The sequence below is a fragment of the Variovorax paradoxus genome, assembly GCF_022009635.1.
Taxonomy (GTDB): Bacteria; Pseudomonadota; Gammaproteobacteria; order Burkholderiales; family Burkholderiaceae_C; genus Variovorax.
Map to the genome: position 1 here is coordinate 123,241 of NZ_CP091716.1, position 20,039 is coordinate 143,279.

Consider the following 20,039-nt stretch of genomic DNA (forward strand, 5'->3'; position numbering starts at 1 on the left):
GTTCAGGCGGCTTCCGTCTGCGTGGCGCCGCCGGTCGGGTGGCTGGTGCCGGTGTCGCGGCGGCTGGCGAGTTCGGTGGCTTCGGCCAGCGTGAGGCGCGGCACGTGGCGAGGCAAGCGGCCCAGCAGCGCCGGATACCAGCGCAGGATGTGGAAAACGAAGAAGCTGCGCACCAGCCGCCAGCCGCTCCACTCGCTCGCGAGGTCGGCCGTGTCGATCTGCTTGCAGCTGTGCTGCATGAGATGGTCCAGGCGCTCAGACAGCACCGCGTTGAAGGCCTGGTCGCGCACGATCACGTTCGACTCGAGGTTGAGCGACAGACTCAGCGGATCGAGGTTGCTCGAACCCACGGTGCTCCACTTGTCGTCCATCAGCGCGACCTTGCCGTGCAGCGGGCGGTCGCAGTACTCGTAGATGCGAACGCCCGCATGCAGCAGGTGGTGATACAGCATGCTCGCGGCGGTCTTGACGATCGGCATGTCGGGCTCGCCCTGCAATATCAGCCGCACGTCCACACCGCGCCGCGCCGCGCGCCGCAGTTCCTTGATGAGCCGGTAGCCCGGAAAGAAGTACGCGTTGGCGATCACGATGCGCTCGCGCGCCGCGCGGATGGCGGCGCGGTACTGCTGCTCGATGTCGTTGGTGTGGTGCCGGTTGTCGCGCGTGACGAACATCGCGTCGGCCTCGCCGGCCGGCGCATGCGCGACCGCAGCCGGTGCCTGCCGCAGCCGGCGCCGGAACCAGCCCGCGCCCTTGCCGCCGAGCGCGATGGCGCGCAGCACGAACTGGTGGATCTCGGCCACGATCGGCCCGTGCAGCTCCACGGCGTAGTCCTGCTTGGCCTTGGGCCCGAAGTCGAGCAGGTGGTCCGCCGAGTAATTGATGCCGCCGACGAAGGCGCGCTCGCCGTCGATCACCACGATCTTGCGGTGCATGCGGCGGAACACGTTGAGCCGCTTGCCCAGAAAGCGCTGGCCGGGGTCGAACACGCGCACCTTCACGCCGGCCGACGTGAGGCCTTCGATGAACTCGCGCGACAGGTCGGGCGAACCGAAGCCGTCGATCATCAGGTCGACCTTCACGCCGCGCAGCGCTGCTTCGCGCATGGCGGCGTGCAGCTGCAGGCCGACCTTGTCCTCGAACAGGATGAAGGTCTCGACGATGGCTTCGCGCTTCGCCTGCCGGATGGCTTCGAACACGCGCGGAAAGAAGGCCTCGCCGTTCTCGAGCAGCTCCACGCGATTGCCGCCGGTCCAGTGGTTGTTGTTGTTCATGGCAATGGAGCTCAAAGATCGATGTCCGCCACCAGCGGAGCGTGGTCCGAAAGGTGCGACCACGGCCTGCGCGGCAGCACCACGGGCGCGTGCACGCCGGCGTTGCGCACGTAGATGCGGTCCAGCGGCAACATCGGAAAACGTGCCGGGAAAGTCCGGGCCGCGCGGCCGTGCGCATGCACGAACACCTCGCGCAGCGATGCGCCTTTTTCGAGCACGTCATGCGCGCGGCTGCGCCAGTCGTTGAAGTCGCCGGCCACGATCAGCGGCGCATCGGAAGGCACCTCGTCGCGCACGATGTGGCACAGCAGCTCGAGCTGCTGCTGGCGGTGCGCCTCGGCCAGGCCGAGGTGCGCGCAGATCACGTGCACGTCGACCACGCGGGCCGGCAAGCGCAACACGCAATGCAGCAGGCCGCGCTTTTCGGGGCCGCTCACCGACACGTCGTGGTTGCGGAAATGCACGATGGGGAATTTCGAGAGCACCGCGTTGCCGTGGTGCCCCTTCGGATACACCGCGTTGCGCCCGTAGGCGAACTGCGGCCACATGGTGTCGGCCAGGAATTCGTAGTGCGGCGCCTCGGGCCAGTTGCTCACCCGGCGCGAGTGGCGCGAATGCGTGCCCAGCACCTCCTGCAGGAACACCACGTCGGCGCCCACGGTGCGCACCGCGTCGCGCAGCTCGGGCAGGATGAACTTGCGATTGAGCGCCGTGAAGCCCTTGTGGGTGTTCACGGTCATGACCTTCAGCGAGGCGTGCGCGGAGTCGGGGGGAGAAGAAGACATCGTTGAACGGGTTGTACGTTGCCCCGCGCGCGCCGACTGTAGGAACGCGCCACCTTCTTCCGACCCCTTCGCGCGCGGGCGGCCGGCTCCTACAGCCAGGCCTGCCGCACCCCCACAACGCACCAATCTGGTGGCTCCTACGGTGGGTTTCAGGGCTTGGAGACAACGGCCCTTCGTTTCATCCACCGATACAGAGACAGACAAGCCACAAGGAGTACTCACCATGAAGAAGCAAGCCATCTTTCACGCCGCCGTTCTCGCCGCGCTGCTGGGCGCCGCCGGCATGGCGCAGGCGCAGGCCACGTCCATTCCCGCGCAGCCGGACCCGTCGGTCGGCGGCCAGGCCAGCACCATGACGCCGGCGGGCGTCGCCAATCCGCCGCAGCGGCCGGACAACTCGATGCCGGCTTCGCGTGAGTCGGTGAAGGCCGAAGCCCGCGTGCAGAACCGCAACAACGCCAACAGCATGGTGCCCAAGGGCGAGGCGACCACCACGGTCAACCACCAGCCCAACGCCATGCCGCAGCCGACCGGCGAGATGTCGCGCGCCGAGGTCAGCCAGACCGGCCGCAAGGTCAAGCCGCAGTTCGGCCAGAAGGGCGAGCGCCCGGACGTCGTGACCAACCCGACGGACAAGACCGGCACGCCGAAGTAATTTCCGCCTTCCCGCGGCCTCGTGGCTTCGGGAATGAAAAAAGCCCGCAGCGCTTGCACGCTGCGGGCTTTTTGTCGATGGCGATCAGCTCTTGGCGGGAGCCTGGCCGCGATGGCCGTCGGGGCCGCCACGGTGCCAGCGATGGCCGCCGAAGTGGGCGGTCTCGATGTCGAAGGTCTTCTGCTGGTCAGGCGAGAGCGTGGCATAGAAGGTCTTCGTGGCGTCGGCGCGCTTGGCGAACATGGCGCTGCGTTCGGCCTGGCGGGCCTGCATGCGCTCCAGACGCTGCGGCGTGGTCAGCTTGGCGAACTCGGCGCGGTCCATGTGCGGACGCGGACCGGCGGGCGGCTGCGTCGCGGTGGTGAACGCGCTCCATGCGCTTTCCTGGCCTGCGTTCAGCTTGAGCTTTTCCTTCAGAGCGGTCAGGCGCTTGGCACGGCGTTCCTGCATGCGCTCCATGCGCTGTGCGGGGTCCATGCGCTTGTGCTGCGCCTTGGGCGCTGCTGCGGTGTCGGCCTGGGCCACCGCGGCGCTGGGTGCAGGAGTGGCGGCCGGCGCTTGAGCGAAGGCGCCCGAAGAGGCGAGGGCTGCCGAACCCAGCAGGCTGGCCCAGACGATGCGTTGGCGAAGAGAAATCATGAGAAGTGCTTCCTTTCGAAGAAGCCCGCCACCGATGGGCAGCAGGTGAGACGAAGTGTGGAAGACCTCTGTATCGCGCCGGTTAGCCCAGCGTGAGCTTGCGTAAAGAATGGTGAACCCGGCCCGGGGCCGGCGTGATTCATTTGGGCCGGGGATGCTTCAGCCCCCGGTCCGGCGCCTGCAGCTTGCCCGCGCGCAACTCGCCCACCGCGCGCGCCACGGCGCGTGCCACGTTGCGCACTTCTTCCTGCACGTCGGCGTCTGCATCCAGGGTGTCGTGGCTGGTGGCGTAGGGCTCGTAGTAGCCGATGTAGCGGTCCAGCCGCGCCTGCATGCCGGCGTCGATCAGCCCCATCCAGTCGAGCCAGTCGCAGAGGTTGCGGCGCAGGCTTTCGATGCCGGCCACGTCGCCATGCACCACTACGCCGTAGACGCGGCCGTCCAGGTGCTTGGGATAGCCCCAGCCCTCGAGCTCGAGCGCCTTGGCTTCCTCTGGCTTCTTGCCGTGGGTGCTGGTGGGGTCGGGGTTGCCGCCGTCGGCACATACAAGGCGGTCGATCATGAGCTTGAGCGGGCTGGTGGCCTGGTACCAGTGCGCGGGCGTGAGCAGCACCACGCCGTGCGCGGCCACCCAGCGTTCGTAGATCTCGTTCATCCAGTCGCCGGTCTGGCGCAGCGAATGGTTGGGATAGCAGCTGCATGGCCAGTGGCACAGCGGCATGGCGGTGGACACGCAGCCCTTGCACGGGTGGATCTGCCGGCCGTACTCGGAGGTGAGCAGGCTCAGGTCGAGCAGGTCGGTCTCGATGCCGCTGCCTTCGAGCACCTCGCGTGCAAGCTCCGCGAGGCGCCACGTCTTCGACACCTCGCCGGGACAGGTGCCGTCGTTGCGCGGCGAACCGTTCACCAGCAGCACGCGCGAGCGCGTCTGCGGATTGCCCCATGCGGCCTGCGCCGCGTCGATGCGCGCCTTGGCCTCCAACCAGTCGACGGACAGGTCGTAGTCGGGGTCCGCATAGCCGGGCCCGGCCTTGCGCGTCACCGGCGCCTTGCGGCCTTGCTCGTAGGCTTCCCACGCGATCAGCTCGATGCGCTGCAGCGACGCGGTTTCGGCCTGGAAGGCCGGGTCCTGGAACGGCTGCATGAAGCGGTCGTGGAACTGGGCGCGCTGCAGCGTGTCGGGCGCCTGTCCCTTCCTGATCGTGGGGGTCTTGGAGGAGGGCATGGGCGCAATCTAGGCGGCGCCCGCAGTGGGCCGCATCCGCGCGGCATGCCGTCTTTCGGTAGGTGGGCGACTACAGCCCCGGCGCCCTCAGCCGAGCTTGCCGTTCTGGAAGTCGTGCACCGCCTGCTTGACCTGCTCCTGCGTGTTCATCACGAAGGGGCCGTACTGCGCGATGGGCTCGTGCAGCGGCTTGCCCGCGATGAGCAGCGCACGCGCCGGGCTGTGATTGGTCGCGCCCGCGCGCAGCACCACGCCGTCGCTGCCGGCGTCGTTCGCCAGGATGGCCATGCGGCGCGTCGGTATCTCGCTGCCCGCGATCCACAGCGATTCGCGGAACACGTAGACCAGCGCGTTGTGGTCTTCGGGCAGCGGCTGCGCGAATTCGGCGCCCGGCGGCAGCGTGATGTCGAGGTACAGCGGCTCGGTGTGCTCGCGACGCACCGCGCCCTCGATGCCGTGGCTCGCACCGGCGATCACGCGCACGTGCACGCCGCCGGTGGTGGTGAATTCGGGGATCTCCTCGTTCTGGATGTCGCGATACCAGGGCTCGCGCATCTTGTCCTTGGCGGGCAGGTTGAGCCACAGCTGGAAGCCTTCCATGAGGCCTTCTTCCTGCTCGGGCAATTCGCTGTGCACGAGGCCGCGGCCAGCGGTCATCCATTGCACGCCGCCGTTCTCCAGCAGGCCTTCGTGGCCGGCGCTGTCGCGGTGGCGCATGCGGCCCGCGATCATGTACGTCACGGTCTCGAAGCCGCGGTGCGGATGGTTGGGAAAGCCGCCGATGTAGTCGCCCGGGTTGTCGCTGCCGAAGGCGTCGAGCATGAGATAGGGGTCGAGCCGCTTCTGCAGGGGCTGCTGCAGCACGCGGGTGAGTTTGACGCCGTCGCCATCGCTGGTGGAAACACCGGCCACGATGTGGTCGATGCCGCGCGGCGTGGCGACGGGATCGGTGGGGTGGTTGGCGTGGTGGTTGGCGTTCGTCATGCGTCCATGGTGGCACTAACGCGCGCCCGGCGCCACCCGTGCGCTGTCAGCCGGCGGCTTGAAATCTGGCGCGCATGTGCGCGGGATACCACTGGGTGAAGCGGATCGCGCCGGCGATGGCCGCCACCGTCACCGCGATGCCCACCCACAGCGGCAGCGCGGGCATGTAGATCATCGCCACGTCGGCCAGCACCATGAGCGCGAAGGCCGCGGCCCAGGCTGCCGTGATGACGTTGTTGACCAGCCGGAAGCCGGGCTGCTCCCAGATCTCGGGTGGTGTCTGCTCCTTGGCGTACTGCAGCGTGAAGGGCTGGCGGATGGCCATGCTGGCGAGCACCACGATCAGCAGGCCCGCATCGACGCGCAGCCGCACGCCCAGCAGCGACCAGGTGGTGTGCGTGGCCACCGCATACAGCGCGAGGCCGCCGAACAGCAGCAGGGTGCCGATCTCCAGCACCTTGACCGTGCGGCCGGGCGCGAGCCAGTCGCGCACCAGAAAGAGGGCCGACACCAGCGCGGCGGCCGACAGCGCCGGCACCACGCCCAGCAGCCGGTCGAACAGCGCGAAGACGATGAATGGCGCGAAGGCCAGCAGCATGTTCATGACGTCGCTCCTCGCTCTGCTTGTTGCCCGAACCAGTTGCCGTGAAAGCCCACCGGCACGCGGTGCGGCAACGAGGCCACGCACACGGGGCCCGCGGCGAGGGCGCGCGCATCGAACACCACCAGGTCGCTGGTGTTGGTGGCGCCGCGCCACACGGTGGCGAGCAGCCAGCCGTCGCCTTCTTCCGCGTCGGCCGAGCGCGGCACGAACACGCCTTCGGACACCACGTCGGGCGCGGGAAACAGGTACATGTCGCGGTGCGGCGTGGTGTGGTCGATGTGCACCAGCCCCGCGTACAGGCGCGGCGGCTCGCCGGGCTGCGACACGCCCCGGCACACGTACCAGCCGTGGCGGTAGGGCAGGCCGGCCACGCGCTCGTCGATGCGCGGGAACTCGCCCGGGATTTCTTCCAGCGGCGTCTGCGTGAACTCGTGCGCCGGGTTCGACAGGTCGAACTGCCAGCGCACGAGGCGGCTCACCGGCGGCTTGTCGCCGACGGGCGAGCCGTCGGGCCTGGGGAACAGCGGCGGCGTAGGGAACTGGACCACGTCGGCGAACAGGCTGCCGCCGGCCTCCCAGGCGTTCATGACATGGAACACATAGCAGGCCGGGCCCTTCCACCAGACGATGTCGGCGGTGCTGCCGTCGCGCGGCATCAGGCCGACGCGGGTGCCGTATTCGGGCTCCCAGGCGTAGGGCGGGCGGCCGCTCTGCGCGCGCTCCATGCTGGCGGTGAGCGGCATGATGGGGAACATCACGTGGCGGTCGGTCACCATGAAGTCGTGGACCATGCTGGCGTAGGGCGCCTCGAAGCGTTCGAAGCGCGTGACGCGGCCCTCGGGCGACATCACGCCGAAGCTCATGCCGTTCGACAGTGGAGCCGGCGTGCCGTAGCCGAAGAACAGCAGCTCGCCTGTCTTGGGATCGGTCTTGGGATGGGCGGTGAAGCTGCCTTGCAGGCCGCCGCCGAAGTCGGTGGCGCCCAGCGTGTCGAGCGCGGGCAGCGCCATTTCCACCGGCAGATGCGCCTCTTCCAGCGCGAGCATGCGGCCGGCATGGCCGATGACGTTGGTGTTGGCGGAGCCGTCGTCCTTCAGGTGCTCCAGTTCCTCACTCGAGAACGCGGTCTGGAAGCCGCCCGAGAGATCGCGCCCCTCGGCGCCTGCCCGCCAGCGCTGGGTGCGCACCCAGCGGTTGCGATAGTGCACCTCGCCGTTGGCCAGGTGGAAGGCGTGCAGCATGCCGTCGCCCGAGAACCAGTGCGCCTTCGGATCGGGCACCACCGGATTCGGGCCGTTGCGCACCAGCGTGCCGCGCAGACCGGCGGGCAGCGTGCCTTTCAGCGGCAGCGGGCCGAGCTCGGTTTCGAAATCGATCGGGTCCATATTGGGAGGCGGGGCGCTGCGGGGAATGGCGTCGTTCATCGGGGCTCCTTGGGGTTCGTCGAAAAGGTGTCGTGGGATATCTTTCCAGTGGAAATATCTGCGACCTCGCATGCGAAGTCAAGAAATTTTTCCAGTGGTAAGATTTTTAGGCCTCACGAACTCCCGACGATGACCGACGAAACCCTGCTGCCCAAGCGCTACCACCACGGCTCACTGCCCGAAGCCCTGCTGGCCGCGGCCGAAGCCGTGCTGCTGCGCGATGGCATTTCGGGGCTGGGCCTGCGGGCGATCGCGCGCGAGGCGGGTGTGTCGCACACCGCGCCCAAGCACCATTTCGACGACACGACCGGGCTGGTGAGCGAACTCGCGGCGGTCGGCTATCGGCGCCTGGGCGACGCGATGCGCGATGCGGCCGCCGGCAGCACCGAGACGCGCGAGCGGCGCAATGCCATCGCCCGCGCGTATGTGCACTTCGCCCACGACAACCCGGCCATGTTCGGCCTGATGTTCCGCAACGAAAAGATCGACATGGAGCGCCCGGCCCTGTCGGAAGCCTCGCACGAGGCGATGCGGGTGATGGCCGCCGTCATCGGCGCGAGGAACGAGCCGCCGGGCGGCGCGCCGGTCTCATTGAGCAGCGGCGAGGCAATGCGCATCACCGCGGCCTGGGGCTATGTGCACGGGCTGGCGATCCTGCTGGTCGACCAGCGGCTGCGCGGCATCGTCAAGGTGGCGCCCGATTTCGAGAGCCCGATCGACCTGGTCGACAAGGCGCTGAGCGACGTGCGTTTCGGCTTCGAGGCGGGCTAGGCGCGCTTCCAGTAGCGGTACTGCCAGCAGGTTTCGAAACCCGCGCGCTTGTACAACGCCAGTGCCGGCGGATTCGCCGCGTCGACCTGCAGGAACACCCGCTCGAAGCCGCGCGACATGGCCGCCTGCGCCAGGCCGGCCAGCACGCGCCCCGCCAGCCCCCGGCCGCGCTGCGCCTGGTCGGTGCGCATGCCGTGCACGCTGCACCAGCCGTGGCCGAACGCCATTGCGCCGGCCGCCAGGGTACGGCCGTCTTCGCGCACGCTGGCGAACAGCGTGCCCTTGGCGCGCGACAGGGTACGCACGCGGTGCGCGCCGTCCACCGGGTCGAAGCCTTCGCCGAGGAACAGCGCCGCCCAGGCGTCGTCGGGGGTGGTGTCGACATCGGCCGGCGCACCGCGCCCCTCGGCCACCTGCAGCATTCGCGGCGTCGAGCCGAGCTGCACCAGCGTCGGGTTGTCGCGGGCGTAGTGGCGTCGCTCCAGTTCGGCGCGCAGGCCGTCGAAACAATCGGCGTCGGCCAACCGCAGCAAAGGCACGGACTGGCGGCTGTCGTAGCGGTCTTCGATGCGGTCGAGGGTGGCCGCGTCGACCGCGCCGCGATGCAGCGGCACGGCGGATTTGGCGCGATTGACCGTGCCCTCGGCAAAGGGCAGCAGCCAGCCGTCGAGTTCTTCGGTGAGGTCGGGCGCCACCGCCGCGACGGTGGCGCGTTCGATGGCTTCGATGTCGGTTTCTGGGATCGGATTCATGAGCTTCATTGCGTGACGGCCTCGGGCGCCGTGAACTTCGCCGCGGCCACGCTCTTGAGCAGCGCCTCGCGCTGGTTCCTGTTGATGCCGCGGATGCTTTCGGCGACCCACTTGGTGCGGTCGGCGTCGATGTGGCCGTCGCGCCGCCATTGCTCGAGCACGGCCTGCGGCTTGTGCAGCATGGCCGCGAGCCACACGGCCTGCGCCGGCTCCAGCGTGCGCGCGCTGCGCTTGAAGTAGCGCCGCGCCGCCGCCTCGGCGCCGCAGATGCTGCCGCCCCACGGTGCGTTGTCGAGGTACAGCTGCAGGATGCGGGCCTTGCCCAGCGTCTGCTCCATCTCGACCGCGTAGAGCATCTCGCGCAGCTTGCGTTCGGCGGTGCGGTCGCTGCCCGTCACCAGCAGCTTGGCCAACTGCTGCGTGAGCGTGCTGCCGCCGCGCTTGGTCTGGCCCGGCTTCTGGTTGTTGTCGATCGACGCGAGGATCTCGGTCAGGTCGTAGCCGGCATGGGTGAAGAAGCGCTGGTCCTCGGCCGCGACCACCGCGCGCGCCAGCCAGCTGTCGTTGGTCAGCCTGGCCGACGGGCCGCAGCTGGTGCGGGCATTGAGCATGGCCTCGGTGCCCAGCCCCTCGACCGTGAACTGGCTGATGGTCGGCTGCACCGAGAAGGTGGCGTCGGGCAGCAGCAGCTGGCCGTGCAGCGCCAGGGTGCCGCCGATGCGCGCGCTGCGCAGCTCGGGCAGGGTGGGCACCAGCACCGCGTACCAGCGGGCGATGGGCGCATCTTCCACGTTGGCGCTGAGCTGCAGGCTCTTGGGCGTGAGCTTGCCCTCCCAGTGGCCGTGGAGCCGGGTCGTGTCGGTGCTCTCGGGCGTGGCCTCGAAGGTGCCGTTGAGCGTGTTGCCATCGCGCTTGACGGTGGCCACCAGCCGCTCGACCTTGATCGGCTGCGTGCCGAGCGCCGGCACCTCGGCACTGCAGGGGGCGCATTGCATTTCGAGCAGTTCGCCGGTCGGCTTCCAGGCGAAGCGCACGGCGCCGGCGCGGGTGTCGAACGAGCGCCCGTCCAGGTACGGTGCGAACCACGGCGAGGTGGCCACGCGCAATGCGGTGGGCACGCCGATCTCGAAATTCAGCGGGCCCGCCTTCACCGTGGTGCTCCATTCGCCGGCAGCCGGCGCGAGCGCCAGCTTGACTATCAAAAAGATAGCAATACACGCCGTGATGACAAGGGCCATCAGGCTGAAAAGCACAATACGCAGGGTCTTCTTCACAGGCTCGTTTCTCAGATCGGTCTCGCCACGGTGACAGCTTGCCACGGTCCATGCGATTGGCCGCTGGCAGCTGCCCAGTACCAGCTTGAAGTGTCTGTGAAAGCCGTGCCCCGGGCGTCGACGATGCGCTCGCAAACACGGATTTTTTGCGCGCCGTGCCGTTGCGCAACAAAACAGCGCCACAAACGTTCCTGCGCGTCGCGTTCCAGCCGGGCCTGCTCGATGCGATAGCCCAGCGCGCGGTAGCAGTCGGCCGCCGGGTGCAGCATGCGGGTGGGCTGCTTCACCTCGCGCATCACCAGGGTCTGCGTGCCGTCGGTCATGCGGCCGATGGCACCCGGAAAGTTGTCGGCAAAGCGCTGCTCCACGTCGCTCAGTGCCAGTGGCCGCAGCGGCAGGCCGTCCCACTGGCTGGGCCATTCGTGCGACACGGCCACGGCCGGCGGCTCGGTGGGCGCACGCAGCGCCACGCCGGCCGACCACAGCATGCACAGCAGCATCGCCAGCGCGAAGGCCGACTTGTGGCCGATGCGGTTGATGAAATGGTTGGCGAGCCAGCGCTCAAAGAACGGTGTCGACACGGCGGCCTCCTTGGGCGGTGATCAGGCCCGGAATGGGTTGTTCGGCGAGTCCGGGCACATGGCGCTCCGGCACCATGAGACGGGCGATGGCGCCGCACACGACGGCAAGCACCACCAGGCCCAGCGTGTTGTGCGCCCAGGGTGCCAGCGGATGGCCGGCGCCTTCGAAGGCAATCAGCAGGCTGTTGCGCACGATGTTCCCGGCCAGCACCAGCAGGCCGACCATCGGCAGGCGGCGCAGGAAAGTCTGGTCGCCGCGGCGTGCCCACAGCGCCACCGCGCAGGCCGTGAAATAGCCGAGCCAGACCATCTGCACGCCGGAGCAGGGCGCATCGACGATCACGAGGCGGCCGTCGACCATCAGGCTGGCGCCTTCACGCATCACCTCGAAGCCTGGCGCGAGCAGCCACCGGCTGGCCTCCGCCGTGACCACGCGCAGCGGATAGCCCGCATAGAACTGGAGCGACGACAGCAGCGGCAACGCCAGCACCGCGAGCCCCGCCAGCGGCAGCCTGCCCACGTTGCGCGGCAGGAAAGCCAGCAGTCCGCAGGCCAGCGCCAGCACGGCCACCAGCCCGGCCGCCAGCGGCGGCAGCGCGGGCAGGCCGCCGAGCCCTGTGCGCAGCAAGGTCGCGAGCACCGTGCCCGCGCCCGCCAGCGCGAGCCAGCCCAGCCGCGGCGAGGCGCGCAGTTCACGCCGGCGGTTCCAGGTCAACGCGGCCAGCGCGACCAGTGCCAGCAAGCCCAGCGGATCGTCGGAGCCGTCGCGCATGCGCTGGACCATCCAGGCCCAGGTCGGCATCAGCGCCAGGAATTGCAGGCCGAGCCAGCCTGCGGCCGGCGCGCGGTCGATGAAGATGCCCCAGTCGACGATGCGCGGGTGACGATGGGCAAGTGCTGCCAGAGACATTCTTTTCTTTCTCGGTGGTTCAGGCAGTGAAGCGGCGCGCGTCGTTGCGGCGGGCCCGGCGGCGCAGCATGGCGAGCATCGACAGCACGACGGCGATGGCGCCCAGCGTTTCGGGTTCGGGCGTGCTCGGCACTTCGGCGCCGAGCGCCAGCTCGCTCACGCCTTGCGGAAGAGGCAAGGGCTGGTTCACGTCCACGCTGTTCTGCGGCGCCAGGTTGCGCACCACCTTGTCGACGGCGATGAAGCTCGTGTACTGGGTGAGCAGGCTGTATTTCAGGCCCAGTTCGGTGATGCGTTCCTTGAAGGCGGTGCCGCCTTCCAGCGTTTCCTGGTCGCTCAGGCTCTGGATGCGGTGACGCGCCCAGAGCGTGCGCAGTGCCGCCGTGTCCTGGCGGGTGCGGTCGTCGATGCGCACTTCCTGGCGATAGGGGCCGTTGGCGCCCAGGCCTTCGATGATCACGCGGCCTTTTGCTTCACCGCGCCACTTGCCGAACACGATCACCGGGCGTTCGCCGAGCACGTCGGGCAGGGCCTGCGGCTCCACGTCGTACACGTCGAGCCCGCCGAAAGTGGCCTTCACGTTCGTGAGCACCGGCGACTCGACCATGCGGCGAAAACGCGCGGCCTGCTCAGGCGCCTGGATCGGGTCGGTGATGATGAAGGGCTCGCCCATGCCGGCGCGCGCAATGCCTTCCATCAGGCTGCGGTTCACCGACGAGCCGATACCGAAGGCGAACACGTTGGCCTTCGACAGGTTCTTGCGCACCAGCTCGAAGGCTTCGCGCTCGACCGTCACGTAGCCGTCGGTGACGACCACCACGGTGCGCGACACCTTGTCCTCCTTCGGCTCGGCATACACGCGCTTGAGCGCGGGAATCAGCTCGGTGCTGCCGCTGCCGCTGTAGTTCTGGATGGTGGCCAGCGCCTGTTCGATGTTGGCGCGCGTGGCCGGCACCGACTTGGGCGAGAGCATCTTGTTGCTGCCCGAGAACAGCAGCACGTTGAAGGTGTCGCTCGGACGCAGGCCGCCGATCAGGCGCTCGAGCACCGTCTTCGCGGTGTCGAGCGGAAAGCCGTGCATCGAGCCCGAGATGTCGACCACGAAGATGTAGTCGCGCGGCGAGATGGCGCTGGCGGCCACGGCCTTGGGCGGCTCGACCATCGCGAGGAAGAAGTTCTCCGCGTTCTCGCCCTGGCCCTTGTAGAGCATCAGGCCCGATTCGATCTTTTCGCCGGCCAAGCGGTAATCGAGCACGAAGTCGCGGTTGTCCGCGGGGCGGCCGTCAGCCGTGAGCACGATGTCGGCGTGCTGGTCTTCGTCGCTCTTCTTCACGTCGATAGCGTGCGTGGTCGAACGGATTTCCTTCAGGCCCATCGGCGTGTCGATGCTGGCCCTGAGCTTGAAGCTGGTGCCGCTCGCCGCGCCTTCCGCGAGCGTGGGCTGCGCCACCCACTTGGCCTGCGCGTTGGACGACTGCGGGCTGTTGTAGCGCGGGCCCACCACCGTGGGGAACACGAACTCGTAGTTGCCCGACTGCGGCACCAGCAGCTCGGTGTAGCGCAGCTCCACCTTCACGTCATCGCCCGGCAGGATATTGGCGACGTTCATCTGGAACACGTTGGGCAGGTGCTGCTCGAGCAGCGCGGCGGTCTTGCCTTCTTTCTTGGCCGTGTCGTATTCGATCTGCGCCTGTTGCTTCTCCCGGATCTGCGCGGTGATGAGCCGGTCGGCCAGCCGCACGTTGAGGCCGCTCACGGCCGCCTTGGTCGAGCCCGGGAAAACATACTTGGCCTCGATGGCGCGCCGGCCTTCGTTGCGATAGGTCTGCGTGACCGTCACGTCGGCGATCACGCCCGAGATCTTCACGGCCACCTCGGTGCCCTTCAGGGGCAGGCGGTCGACCGAGGGGTCGTCGCTCTTGACGAAGAAATACGGGCTTTCCGTCTTCAGGCGCGGGCCGGCGGGCGCTTCCTGCGCATGCAGCGGGCGCACGCCCAATGCGACGAAGCCCGCGGTCGCCAGGCTCACGGTGGCGAGCCAGAGCCAGCGGCCGGGGCGTGGAGTGGAGGGGGCATTCATGGCGGTGTCCTTGTCCGTGCGAACTTGCACGGACATGAATGTCGGCACCGCGCGAGAAGCCAGTTGGAAGGCTCCTTGAAGTCGAACGAGGCGCTTTCCCGCTGTGTGAAGTCTGTGTGAAGTGAGGCGCGCAGGGTGCTTCACACAAGCTTCGGGTCGCGCGAAGAGCATCGCCGCTTCACCGATACCGATGCAGACGAGGAGAGAAAAACATGCTTCAGTTGTTGAAGGCCTTGCAGAGTTCGATGCTGGTCAAGGTGGCCGGCCTGTTCTTCCTGCTGTTGCTGCTGTGCATTCCGCTGGCGGAAATCGATTCGATCAACCGCGAGCGCGGCGAGAGCCAGCGCGAAGCGGCCCGCGAACTCGCCGCCACCTATGCCGGCCGCCAGACAGTGGTCGGCCCGCTGCTGCTGGTGCCGTATGTCGAGCGATGGATGGAACCGCTGCGCAACGCGCAGGGCAAGGTGATCGGCCAGGAGCCGCGCAGCAAGGAAATGGCTCATGTGGTGTTTCCGGACAAGCTGCACATCGAAGGCACGATGGCGCCGCAGGAGCGCTACCGCGGCATCTTCAGGATTCCGTTCTACACACTGAACGCCACGCTCGGCGGCGGCTTCGCCGCTTTCGACCCGAAGGCCGTGTCGCACAGCGAGACCGATTCGAAGATCGAGTTCAAGGCGCCCTTCATCGCTTTCAACGTGAGCGACCTGCGCGGCCTCGACGGCTCGCCCGCGATGGTGATGGGCGGCGAGGCGCTTCGCTTCAGGCAGCGCGTGCCCGGCCTGGCCGACGACGCATGGTTCGCCGACGGCATCCACGCGCCCGTCACCGGCGCCGCGCTCGCCGCATGGCAGGCCGGCACGCCGGTCGCCTTCGAAATGAAGATCGGCCTCGTCGGGCAGGACACGCTGGCCATCGCTCCCATTGCCGAGGAAACCACCGCGCACCTCACTTCGCCCTGGGCGCATCCGAGCTTCGGCGGCCGCTTCCTCGCGGCGGAGCGCAGCGTGACGCCGCAAGGCTTCGATGCGCACTGGCGCGTGTCGTCGCTCGTCACGTCGGCGCGCGAGCAGGTGCGTTCCGGTCTTTCGGGCCGTGGCGGCCCCGCCGACGGCGACACGGCCGATGTGGTCAGCGCGAACGCCACGACCGCCAACGCGCCGCGCCGCAACATGGGTCCGCTGCAGACCTTCGACGTGTCGCTCGCGCAGCCGATCAACGTCTATTCGATGAGCACGCGCGCGGGCAAGTACGGCGCGCTCTTCATCGGCCTGGTGCTGATGGCCGCCTTCATGTTCGAGCTGTTCCGAAAGCTGCGGCTGCATCCGATCCAGTACGGGCTGGTGGGCCTGTCGATCGCGCTGTTCTTCCTGCTGCTGCTCGCGCTGTCCGAGAAGTTCGCGTTCTGGATGGCCTACGCCGGTGCCGCGACGGCCAGCGTGGTGCTGCTGGCCGTGTATTTCAGCGCGGTGCTGGAAGGCTGGCGGCGCGGGCTGTCGTTCGGTGCCTTCGTGGCGCTGCTGTATGGCGCGCTCTATGGTCTGCTCGCATCGGAAAGCAATGCGCTGCTGCTGGGCGCGTTGCTGATCTTCGGCATGCTGGCCGTGCTGATGCTCGTCACGCGCAAGGTCGACTGGTATGCGCTTTCGCGCCGTACGGACAACGCGCCGGCATGAAAGCCTTGCGGGTCGTCGCCGGAGCACTGGGCTGGCTTGCCCTGGCCGCGCTGTGGTTCTGGGCGTGGCACCTGAAAGACCCGCATCTGCGTTTCATGCGCGAGTGGGAACTGAGCTTGCTGCTGGGAGTGCTCACAGCCGGCATCGCCGTCGCATGGCGATTCGCGCGCGGCAGGCTGCGTCCCGTGGCGCTGGGCCTGGCCTTCGCGGCCTTGCTCACGGCCCTGGGCAACGAAGCTGCGTCGCGCCAGCACCGGGCCGAAGTCGAAGCCGCGTCGGGCCCCGTGGCGCAGGCGCTCGGCGCGCGCTTCATCGTCGGTTATGACGATGCGGCGCAGCTGCGCGACCGCGTCCGCAAGGGGCTGATCGGCGGCATTTTCGTGACCGGCCGTAATGTGAAAGGCCGCACCGCCGCCGAACTGCGCGATGAAATCGCCGGCCTGCAGGCGCTGCGCCGCGAAGCCGGGCTGCCGCCGCTGGTGGTCGCGACCGACCAGGAGGGCGGCGCCGTCTCGCGGCTGTCACCACTGGTCGAGCCGCAACCCGCATTGGCCACGCTGCTCGATGCGGACGTGTCCGACGAAGAACTCGCGCAACGCGCCCACGCCTACGGCGCACGACAAGGCAGGGCGCTCGCCGCTTTAGGCATCACGCTCAATTTCAGCCCGGTGGTCGACCTGCGCCCCGGCCGTGCGCCGGGCCGCTGGGACTTTCACACCCGCATCGACGAACGCGCCATTTCGGCCGACCCGGCAGTCACCGCACAGGTAGCGCTCGCTTACGAGCTGGGCCTTGAATCGGCTGGCGTTCGCGGCACGCTCAAGCACTTTCCGGGACTGGCCGGCGTGACCGAGGACACCCATCATTTCGCCGCCGTGCTGCACACGCCGGCGGCCCGGCTTGCAACACATGACTGGAAACCATTTCAAGAAGTGTCGAAACAATCTGACGCAGCGATCATGCTGGGCCATGTGATCCTTCCGGAACTCGACGCGGAACATCCGGTCTCTTTCTCGCGCAGAATCGTGCGGCAGGTGATTCGGGGCGAGTGGGGCTACCAGGGCCTGCTCGTCACAGACGACCTCACGATGGGCGCGGCCTACAACCGCGGTCTTTGCGACGCCACCGTCCGCGCCCTCGGCGCCGGGGTGGATCTGCTGCTGATCGCCTACGACCACGACAAGTACTTCGACGCCATGCACTGCGCGCTGCAGGCCGCGCAGCGCGGCGCACCCGATCTCCTGTTGCCGGAACGCGACGACGCGCGGCGGCTCCAATCTTCTCGCTAGCTAGCCAGTAATTCCTTTCTATGTCCAAACGCTCAAGCTCCACCCCTCCCGACGACGACGGTTCCGCGCCCGCCGATCCGAACCGCCGCTGGAAACGCATTGCCGGATGGGGTGCCGTGGTGGTGGGTTCCGGCGCGCTGGTGGTGCTGGTCGCCGCCATCGTGGCCGTGGTCGCCATCTATCCGAAGCTGCCGGATGTTTCGGCGCTGTCCGACTACCGCCCCAAGCTGCCGCTGCGCGTGTATTCGGCCGAGGGCCAGATGATCGGCGAGTTCGGCGAAGAGCGCCGCAACCTCACGCCGTTCGCGAACATCCCGAAGGTCATGAAAGACGCGGTGCTGGCCGTGGAAGACGCGCGCTTCTACGACCACGGCGGCGTCGACTACAAGGGCTTCCTGCGCGCGGCCGTCGCCAGCCTGAAGGGCGGACGCAAGCAGGGCGCCTCGACCATCACGATGCAGGTCGCGCGCAACGTGTACCTGAGCTCGGAGCGGACCATGAGCCGCAAGACCTACGAGATATTGCTCGCGCTGCGGCTCGAGCAGCAGCTCACCAAGGACCAGATCCTGGAGATCTACCTGAACCAGATCTACCTGGGCAACCGCGCCTACGGTTTCGCCGCCGCCGCCGAAACCTACTTCGGCAAGCCGCTGCAGGACGTGACCATCGCCGAGGCCGCCATGCTGGCCGGTCTGCCGAAGGCACCGGGCGCGAACAACCCCGTGGCCAACCCGCGCCGCGCGCGGGCGCGCCAGCTCTACGTAATCGACCGCATGCAGGAAACCGGCTTCATCACCGCCGAGCAGGCGGCAGCGGCGAAGAAGGAAGAACTTCACCTGCGCGATGCCGCCGACCCGAACCGGCTGCATGCCGAATACGTGGCCGAAACCGTGCGCCAGATGATGTACGCGCAGTACGGCGACAGCATCTACACCAGCGGCCTGAAGGTCTACACCTCGCTGGTCGCGGCCGACCAGGCCGCCGCCTACAAGTCGCTGCGCAAGGGCATCATGGACTACGAGCGCCGCCAGGCCTACCGCGGCCCCGAGAAGTTCGTCGACCTGCCGACCGAGCAGAAGGAAGTCGACGAGGCCGTCGACGACGCGCTGGCCGAACACCCCGACAACGGCGACGTGATCGCGGCCGTGGTGCTCGATGCCAATCCGAAGGAAATCAGCGCCGTGCGCGCCAACGGCGAAACCATCCAGATCACCGGCGATGGTCTGAAGCCCGCCCAGTCGGGCCTTGCCGCCAAGGCACCGCCCAACATCAAGATCCGCCGCGGCGCGGTGATCCGCGTCGCGAAGACGCCGAAGAACACCTGGGAGATCACGCAGCTGCCCGAGGTCGAGGCCGCCTTCATCGGCATGGACCCGCGCTCCGGCGCCATCAAGGCGCTGGTCGGCGGCTTCGATTTCGGCAAGAACAAGTTCAACCACGTGACCCAGGCCTGGCGGCAGCCGGGTTCGAGCTTCAAGCCCTTCATCTATTCGGCCGCGCTCGAAAAAGGCTTCACGCCCGCCACCGTGGTGAACGACGCGCCGCTGTACTTCGACCCCAGCGCCAACGGCGGCCAGCCGTGGGAGCCGAAGAACTTCGAAGGCACCTACGAAGGCCCGATGCCGCTGCGCACCGCGCTCATGAAGTCGAAGAACCTGGTGACGCTGCGCGTGCTGCAGTCCATCGGCGCGCCCTATGCGCAGGACTGGGTCACGAAGTTCGGCTTCGACAAGGACAAGCAGCCCGCCAACCTGCCGATGGGCCTGGGCGCCGGCTCGGTCACGCCGATGCAGATGGCCGTGGGCTATTCGGTGTTCGCCAACGGCGGCTACCGCGTCAACCCGTACCTCGTGACGAAGGTGACCGACATGAAGGGCAAGGTCCTCATGGAAACCGAGCCGCCGGTGCTCGACGAATCGCGCCGCGCCATTCCACAGCGCAACGCCTTCATCATGAGTTCGCTGCTGCAGAGCGTGGTGCGCAACGGCACCGGCTTCAAGGCCTACCAGGCGCTCAAGCGCGACGACCTCTACGGCAAGACCGGCACCACCAACGATTCCTTCGACACCTGGTTCGCGGGCTTCCAGCCGACCATGGTCGGCGTGGCCTGGGTCGGCTACGACACGCCGCGTCAACTGGGCGTGCGAGGCGAAACCGGCGGCAGCCTGAGCCTGCCGATCTGGACCGGCTACATGCAGACCGCGCTGCAGGGCGTGCCCATGACGCAGCCGGCCGAACCGCCGGGCGTGGTGCGCATCGACGGCGAGCTGTACTTCGACGACTTCACGCCGGGCCACAACGTGGCCAGCCTGGGACTGGACAGCACCGAGGCGCCGCAGCCGGTCGAGGAACTCACGAGCGCGCCGATCGGCGCGCCCCCGCCGCCCGAGGAACGCAACAAGATCCTCGATTTCTTCCGCTAGCGCAGCTCTGCGAAAAACAAGGCGGGATGGCGGTGCCTACACTCGGTGCTGCTTCCCGCCTTTTTTCTTTCATTCCCCCGCATCCATGGAAATTCTTACTCTGGTGGCGCTCATCGCCGCCGGCTTCTACATCCTCAAGTCCAGAGACCAGCGACAGCGCATCGCACTGCTGGGCAGCCACCTCGGCCGCTACCAGATCGAGAAGCTGATGGAGAGCCTCACTTCGGGCTACCTGCGCTGCCTCGGCGAGGACGATGCCGAACGCCGCCAGCAGATCTGGAGCCTGCTCGACTCCACCGAAGAAAAGCTCGCGGGCCAGTTCGACAGCTTCGCCGCCGAGTTCTCGCGCCTGCCCGAACCGCTCACGCGCGTGAGCAAGCTGCCGGTGGGAATCCCGATGGCCACCACCATCTTCCCGGCCGCGAGCTTCGACTTCCGCCAAGCCCTGCTGATCCATGCGCGCGGCATTGCCGGCGTGATGCGCAACGAATCGAACCGCACACCCAAGTCCAAGGCCTTCACCATGTCGGCCGAGCTCTTCTTGATGCAGCACACCTGCCACTGGTACTGCAAGTCGAAGACCGTGGCGTCGGCGCGCATGCTCGCGCGGCACCAGACCTCTTACGAGCAACTGCTCGATGCGGTGAGCCCGGAAACGCGCAGCGCCTACGCTGCGCTCACCGGCCAATAAGC

The 20,039-nt window shown here is 68.0% G+C and carries 18 protein-coding genes; 6 read left to right on the top strand and 12 right to left on the bottom strand.

The genetic code is table 11. The features are described 5' to 3' along the window. Window positions 1–2: 2 nt before the first annotated feature. Both clsB and L3V85_RS00690 read right to left on the bottom strand, forming a co-directional pair. A complete protein-coding gene (clsB, locus tag L3V85_RS00685; protein WP_237677519.1) occupies window positions 3–1,274 on the bottom strand; it encodes a cardiolipin synthase ClsB in 1,272 nt (423 codons plus the stop codon). Between the two features lie 11 nt (window positions 1,275–1,285). Continuing rightward, on the bottom strand, window positions 1,286–2,059 hold the full coding sequence (locus L3V85_RS00690) for an endonuclease/exonuclease/phosphatase family protein (protein ID WP_237677520.1): 774 nt from the start codon (window positions 2,057–2,059) through the stop codon (window positions 1,286–1,288). A gap of 223 nt (window positions 2,060–2,282) precedes the next feature. Between L3V85_RS00690 and L3V85_RS00695 the strand changes: the two genes are divergently transcribed. Further along, window positions 2,283–2,714, top strand: a complete 432-nt coding sequence (locus tag L3V85_RS00695) for a serine/threonine protein kinase (RefSeq protein WP_237677521.1) — start codon at window positions 2,283–2,285, stop codon at window positions 2,712–2,714. Between the two features lie 84 nt (window positions 2,715–2,798). Here the strand turns inward: L3V85_RS00695 and L3V85_RS00700 are convergent, their stop codons facing one another. The 5 genes from L3V85_RS00700 to L3V85_RS00720 form a co-directional block, all read right to left on the bottom strand. Further along, window positions 2,799–3,353 carry a Spy/CpxP family protein refolding chaperone gene (locus L3V85_RS00700; RefSeq protein ID WP_237677522.1) on the bottom strand — a complete coding sequence of 185 codons (555 nt, stop codon included), beginning with the start codon at window positions 3,351–3,353 and terminating at the stop codon, window positions 2,799–2,801. 139 nt (window positions 3,354–3,492) lie between these two features. Next, window positions 3,493–4,578 (bottom strand): flavodoxin family protein, encoded by a 1,086-nt coding sequence (locus L3V85_RS00705; RefSeq protein WP_237677523.1) that lies wholly within the window; start codon window positions 4,576–4,578, stop codon window positions 3,493–3,495. An 87-nt stretch (window positions 4,579–4,665) separates the two neighbouring features. Continuing rightward, a complete protein-coding gene (locus L3V85_RS00710) occupies window positions 4,666–5,562 on the bottom strand; it encodes a pirin family protein (RefSeq protein ID WP_237677524.1) in 897 nt (298 codons plus the stop codon). Window positions 5,563–5,608: 46 nt separating this feature from the next. Next, window positions 5,609–6,166, bottom strand: coding sequence for a hypothetical protein (locus L3V85_RS00715; RefSeq protein WP_237677525.1), 558 nt, complete (start codon window positions 6,164–6,166; stop codon window positions 5,609–5,611). After that, window positions 6,163–7,590: a carotenoid oxygenase family protein gene (locus L3V85_RS00720; protein WP_237677526.1), complete on the bottom strand. Its 1,428-nt coding sequence runs from the start codon at window positions 7,588–7,590 to the stop codon at window positions 6,163–6,165. The genes L3V85_RS00715 and L3V85_RS00720 overlap by 4 nt, the downstream gene beginning before the upstream one ends. Before the next feature lie 129 nt (window positions 7,591–7,719). On the opposite strand from L3V85_RS00720, the gene L3V85_RS00725 reads away from it, so the two are divergent. Beyond that, window positions 7,720–8,361, top strand: coding sequence for a TetR/AcrR family transcriptional regulator (locus L3V85_RS00725; RefSeq protein ID WP_237677527.1), 642 nt, complete (start codon window positions 7,720–7,722; stop codon window positions 8,359–8,361). On the opposite strand, the gene L3V85_RS00730 is transcribed toward L3V85_RS00725, so the two are convergent. From L3V85_RS00730 to L3V85_RS00750, 5 genes are all read right to left on the bottom strand, one after another. Beyond that, window positions 8,358–9,113 carry a GNAT family N-acetyltransferase gene (locus L3V85_RS00730; RefSeq protein WP_237677528.1) on the bottom strand — a complete coding sequence of 252 codons (756 nt, stop codon included), beginning with the start codon at window positions 9,111–9,113 and terminating at the stop codon, window positions 8,358–8,360. The two genes, L3V85_RS00725 and L3V85_RS00730, sit on opposite strands and share 4 nt — an antisense overlap. 5 nt (window positions 9,114–9,118) lie before the next feature. Then, window positions 9,119–10,315, bottom strand: coding sequence for a biosynthetic peptidoglycan transglycosylase (locus tag L3V85_RS00735; RefSeq protein ID WP_237677529.1), 1,197 nt, complete (start codon window positions 10,313–10,315; stop codon window positions 9,119–9,121). 83 nt (window positions 10,316–10,398) lie between these two features. Further along, window positions 10,399–10,968 (bottom strand): hypothetical protein, encoded by a 570-nt coding sequence (locus tag L3V85_RS00740; protein WP_237677530.1) that lies wholly within the window; start codon window positions 10,966–10,968, stop codon window positions 10,399–10,401. Next, on the bottom strand, window positions 10,949–11,878 hold the full coding sequence (gene xrtQ, locus L3V85_RS00745) for an exosortase Q (protein ID WP_237677531.1): 930 nt from the start codon (window positions 11,876–11,878) through the stop codon (window positions 10,949–10,951). The genes L3V85_RS00740 and xrtQ overlap by 20 nt, the downstream gene beginning before the upstream one ends. Before the next feature lie 19 nt (window positions 11,879–11,897). Further along, entirely contained in the window at window positions 11,898–13,958 is a 2,061-nt protein-coding gene (locus L3V85_RS00750) for a VIT and vWA domain-containing protein (protein WP_237677532.1), read from the bottom strand. A gap of 212 nt (window positions 13,959–14,170) precedes the next feature. Between L3V85_RS00750 and creD the strand changes: the two genes are divergently transcribed. The 4 genes from creD to L3V85_RS00770 all read left to right on the top strand — a co-directional run bounded on the left by creD (window position 14,171) and on the right by L3V85_RS00770 (window position 20,037). Next, window positions 14,171–15,634, top strand: a complete 1,464-nt coding sequence (gene creD, locus L3V85_RS00755) for a cell envelope integrity protein CreD (RefSeq protein WP_237677533.1) — start codon at window positions 14,171–14,173, stop codon at window positions 15,632–15,634. Further along, window positions 15,631–16,923, top strand: a complete 1,293-nt coding sequence (locus tag L3V85_RS00760) for a glycoside hydrolase family 3 N-terminal domain-containing protein (RefSeq protein ID WP_237677534.1) — start codon at window positions 15,631–15,633, stop codon at window positions 16,921–16,923. Before creD ends, L3V85_RS00760 begins: the two co-directional genes overlap by 4 nt. A 20-nt stretch (window positions 16,924–16,943) precedes the next feature. Beyond that, a complete protein-coding gene (locus tag L3V85_RS00765; RefSeq protein ID WP_237677535.1) occupies window positions 16,944–19,346 on the top strand; it encodes a penicillin-binding protein 1A in 2,403 nt (800 codons plus the stop codon). A gap of 85 nt (window positions 19,347–19,431) precedes the next feature. Continuing rightward, a complete protein-coding gene (locus L3V85_RS00770; RefSeq protein WP_237677536.1) occupies window positions 19,432–20,037 on the top strand; it encodes a hypothetical protein in 606 nt (201 codons plus the stop codon). Window positions 20,038–20,039: the final 2 nt, after the last annotated feature.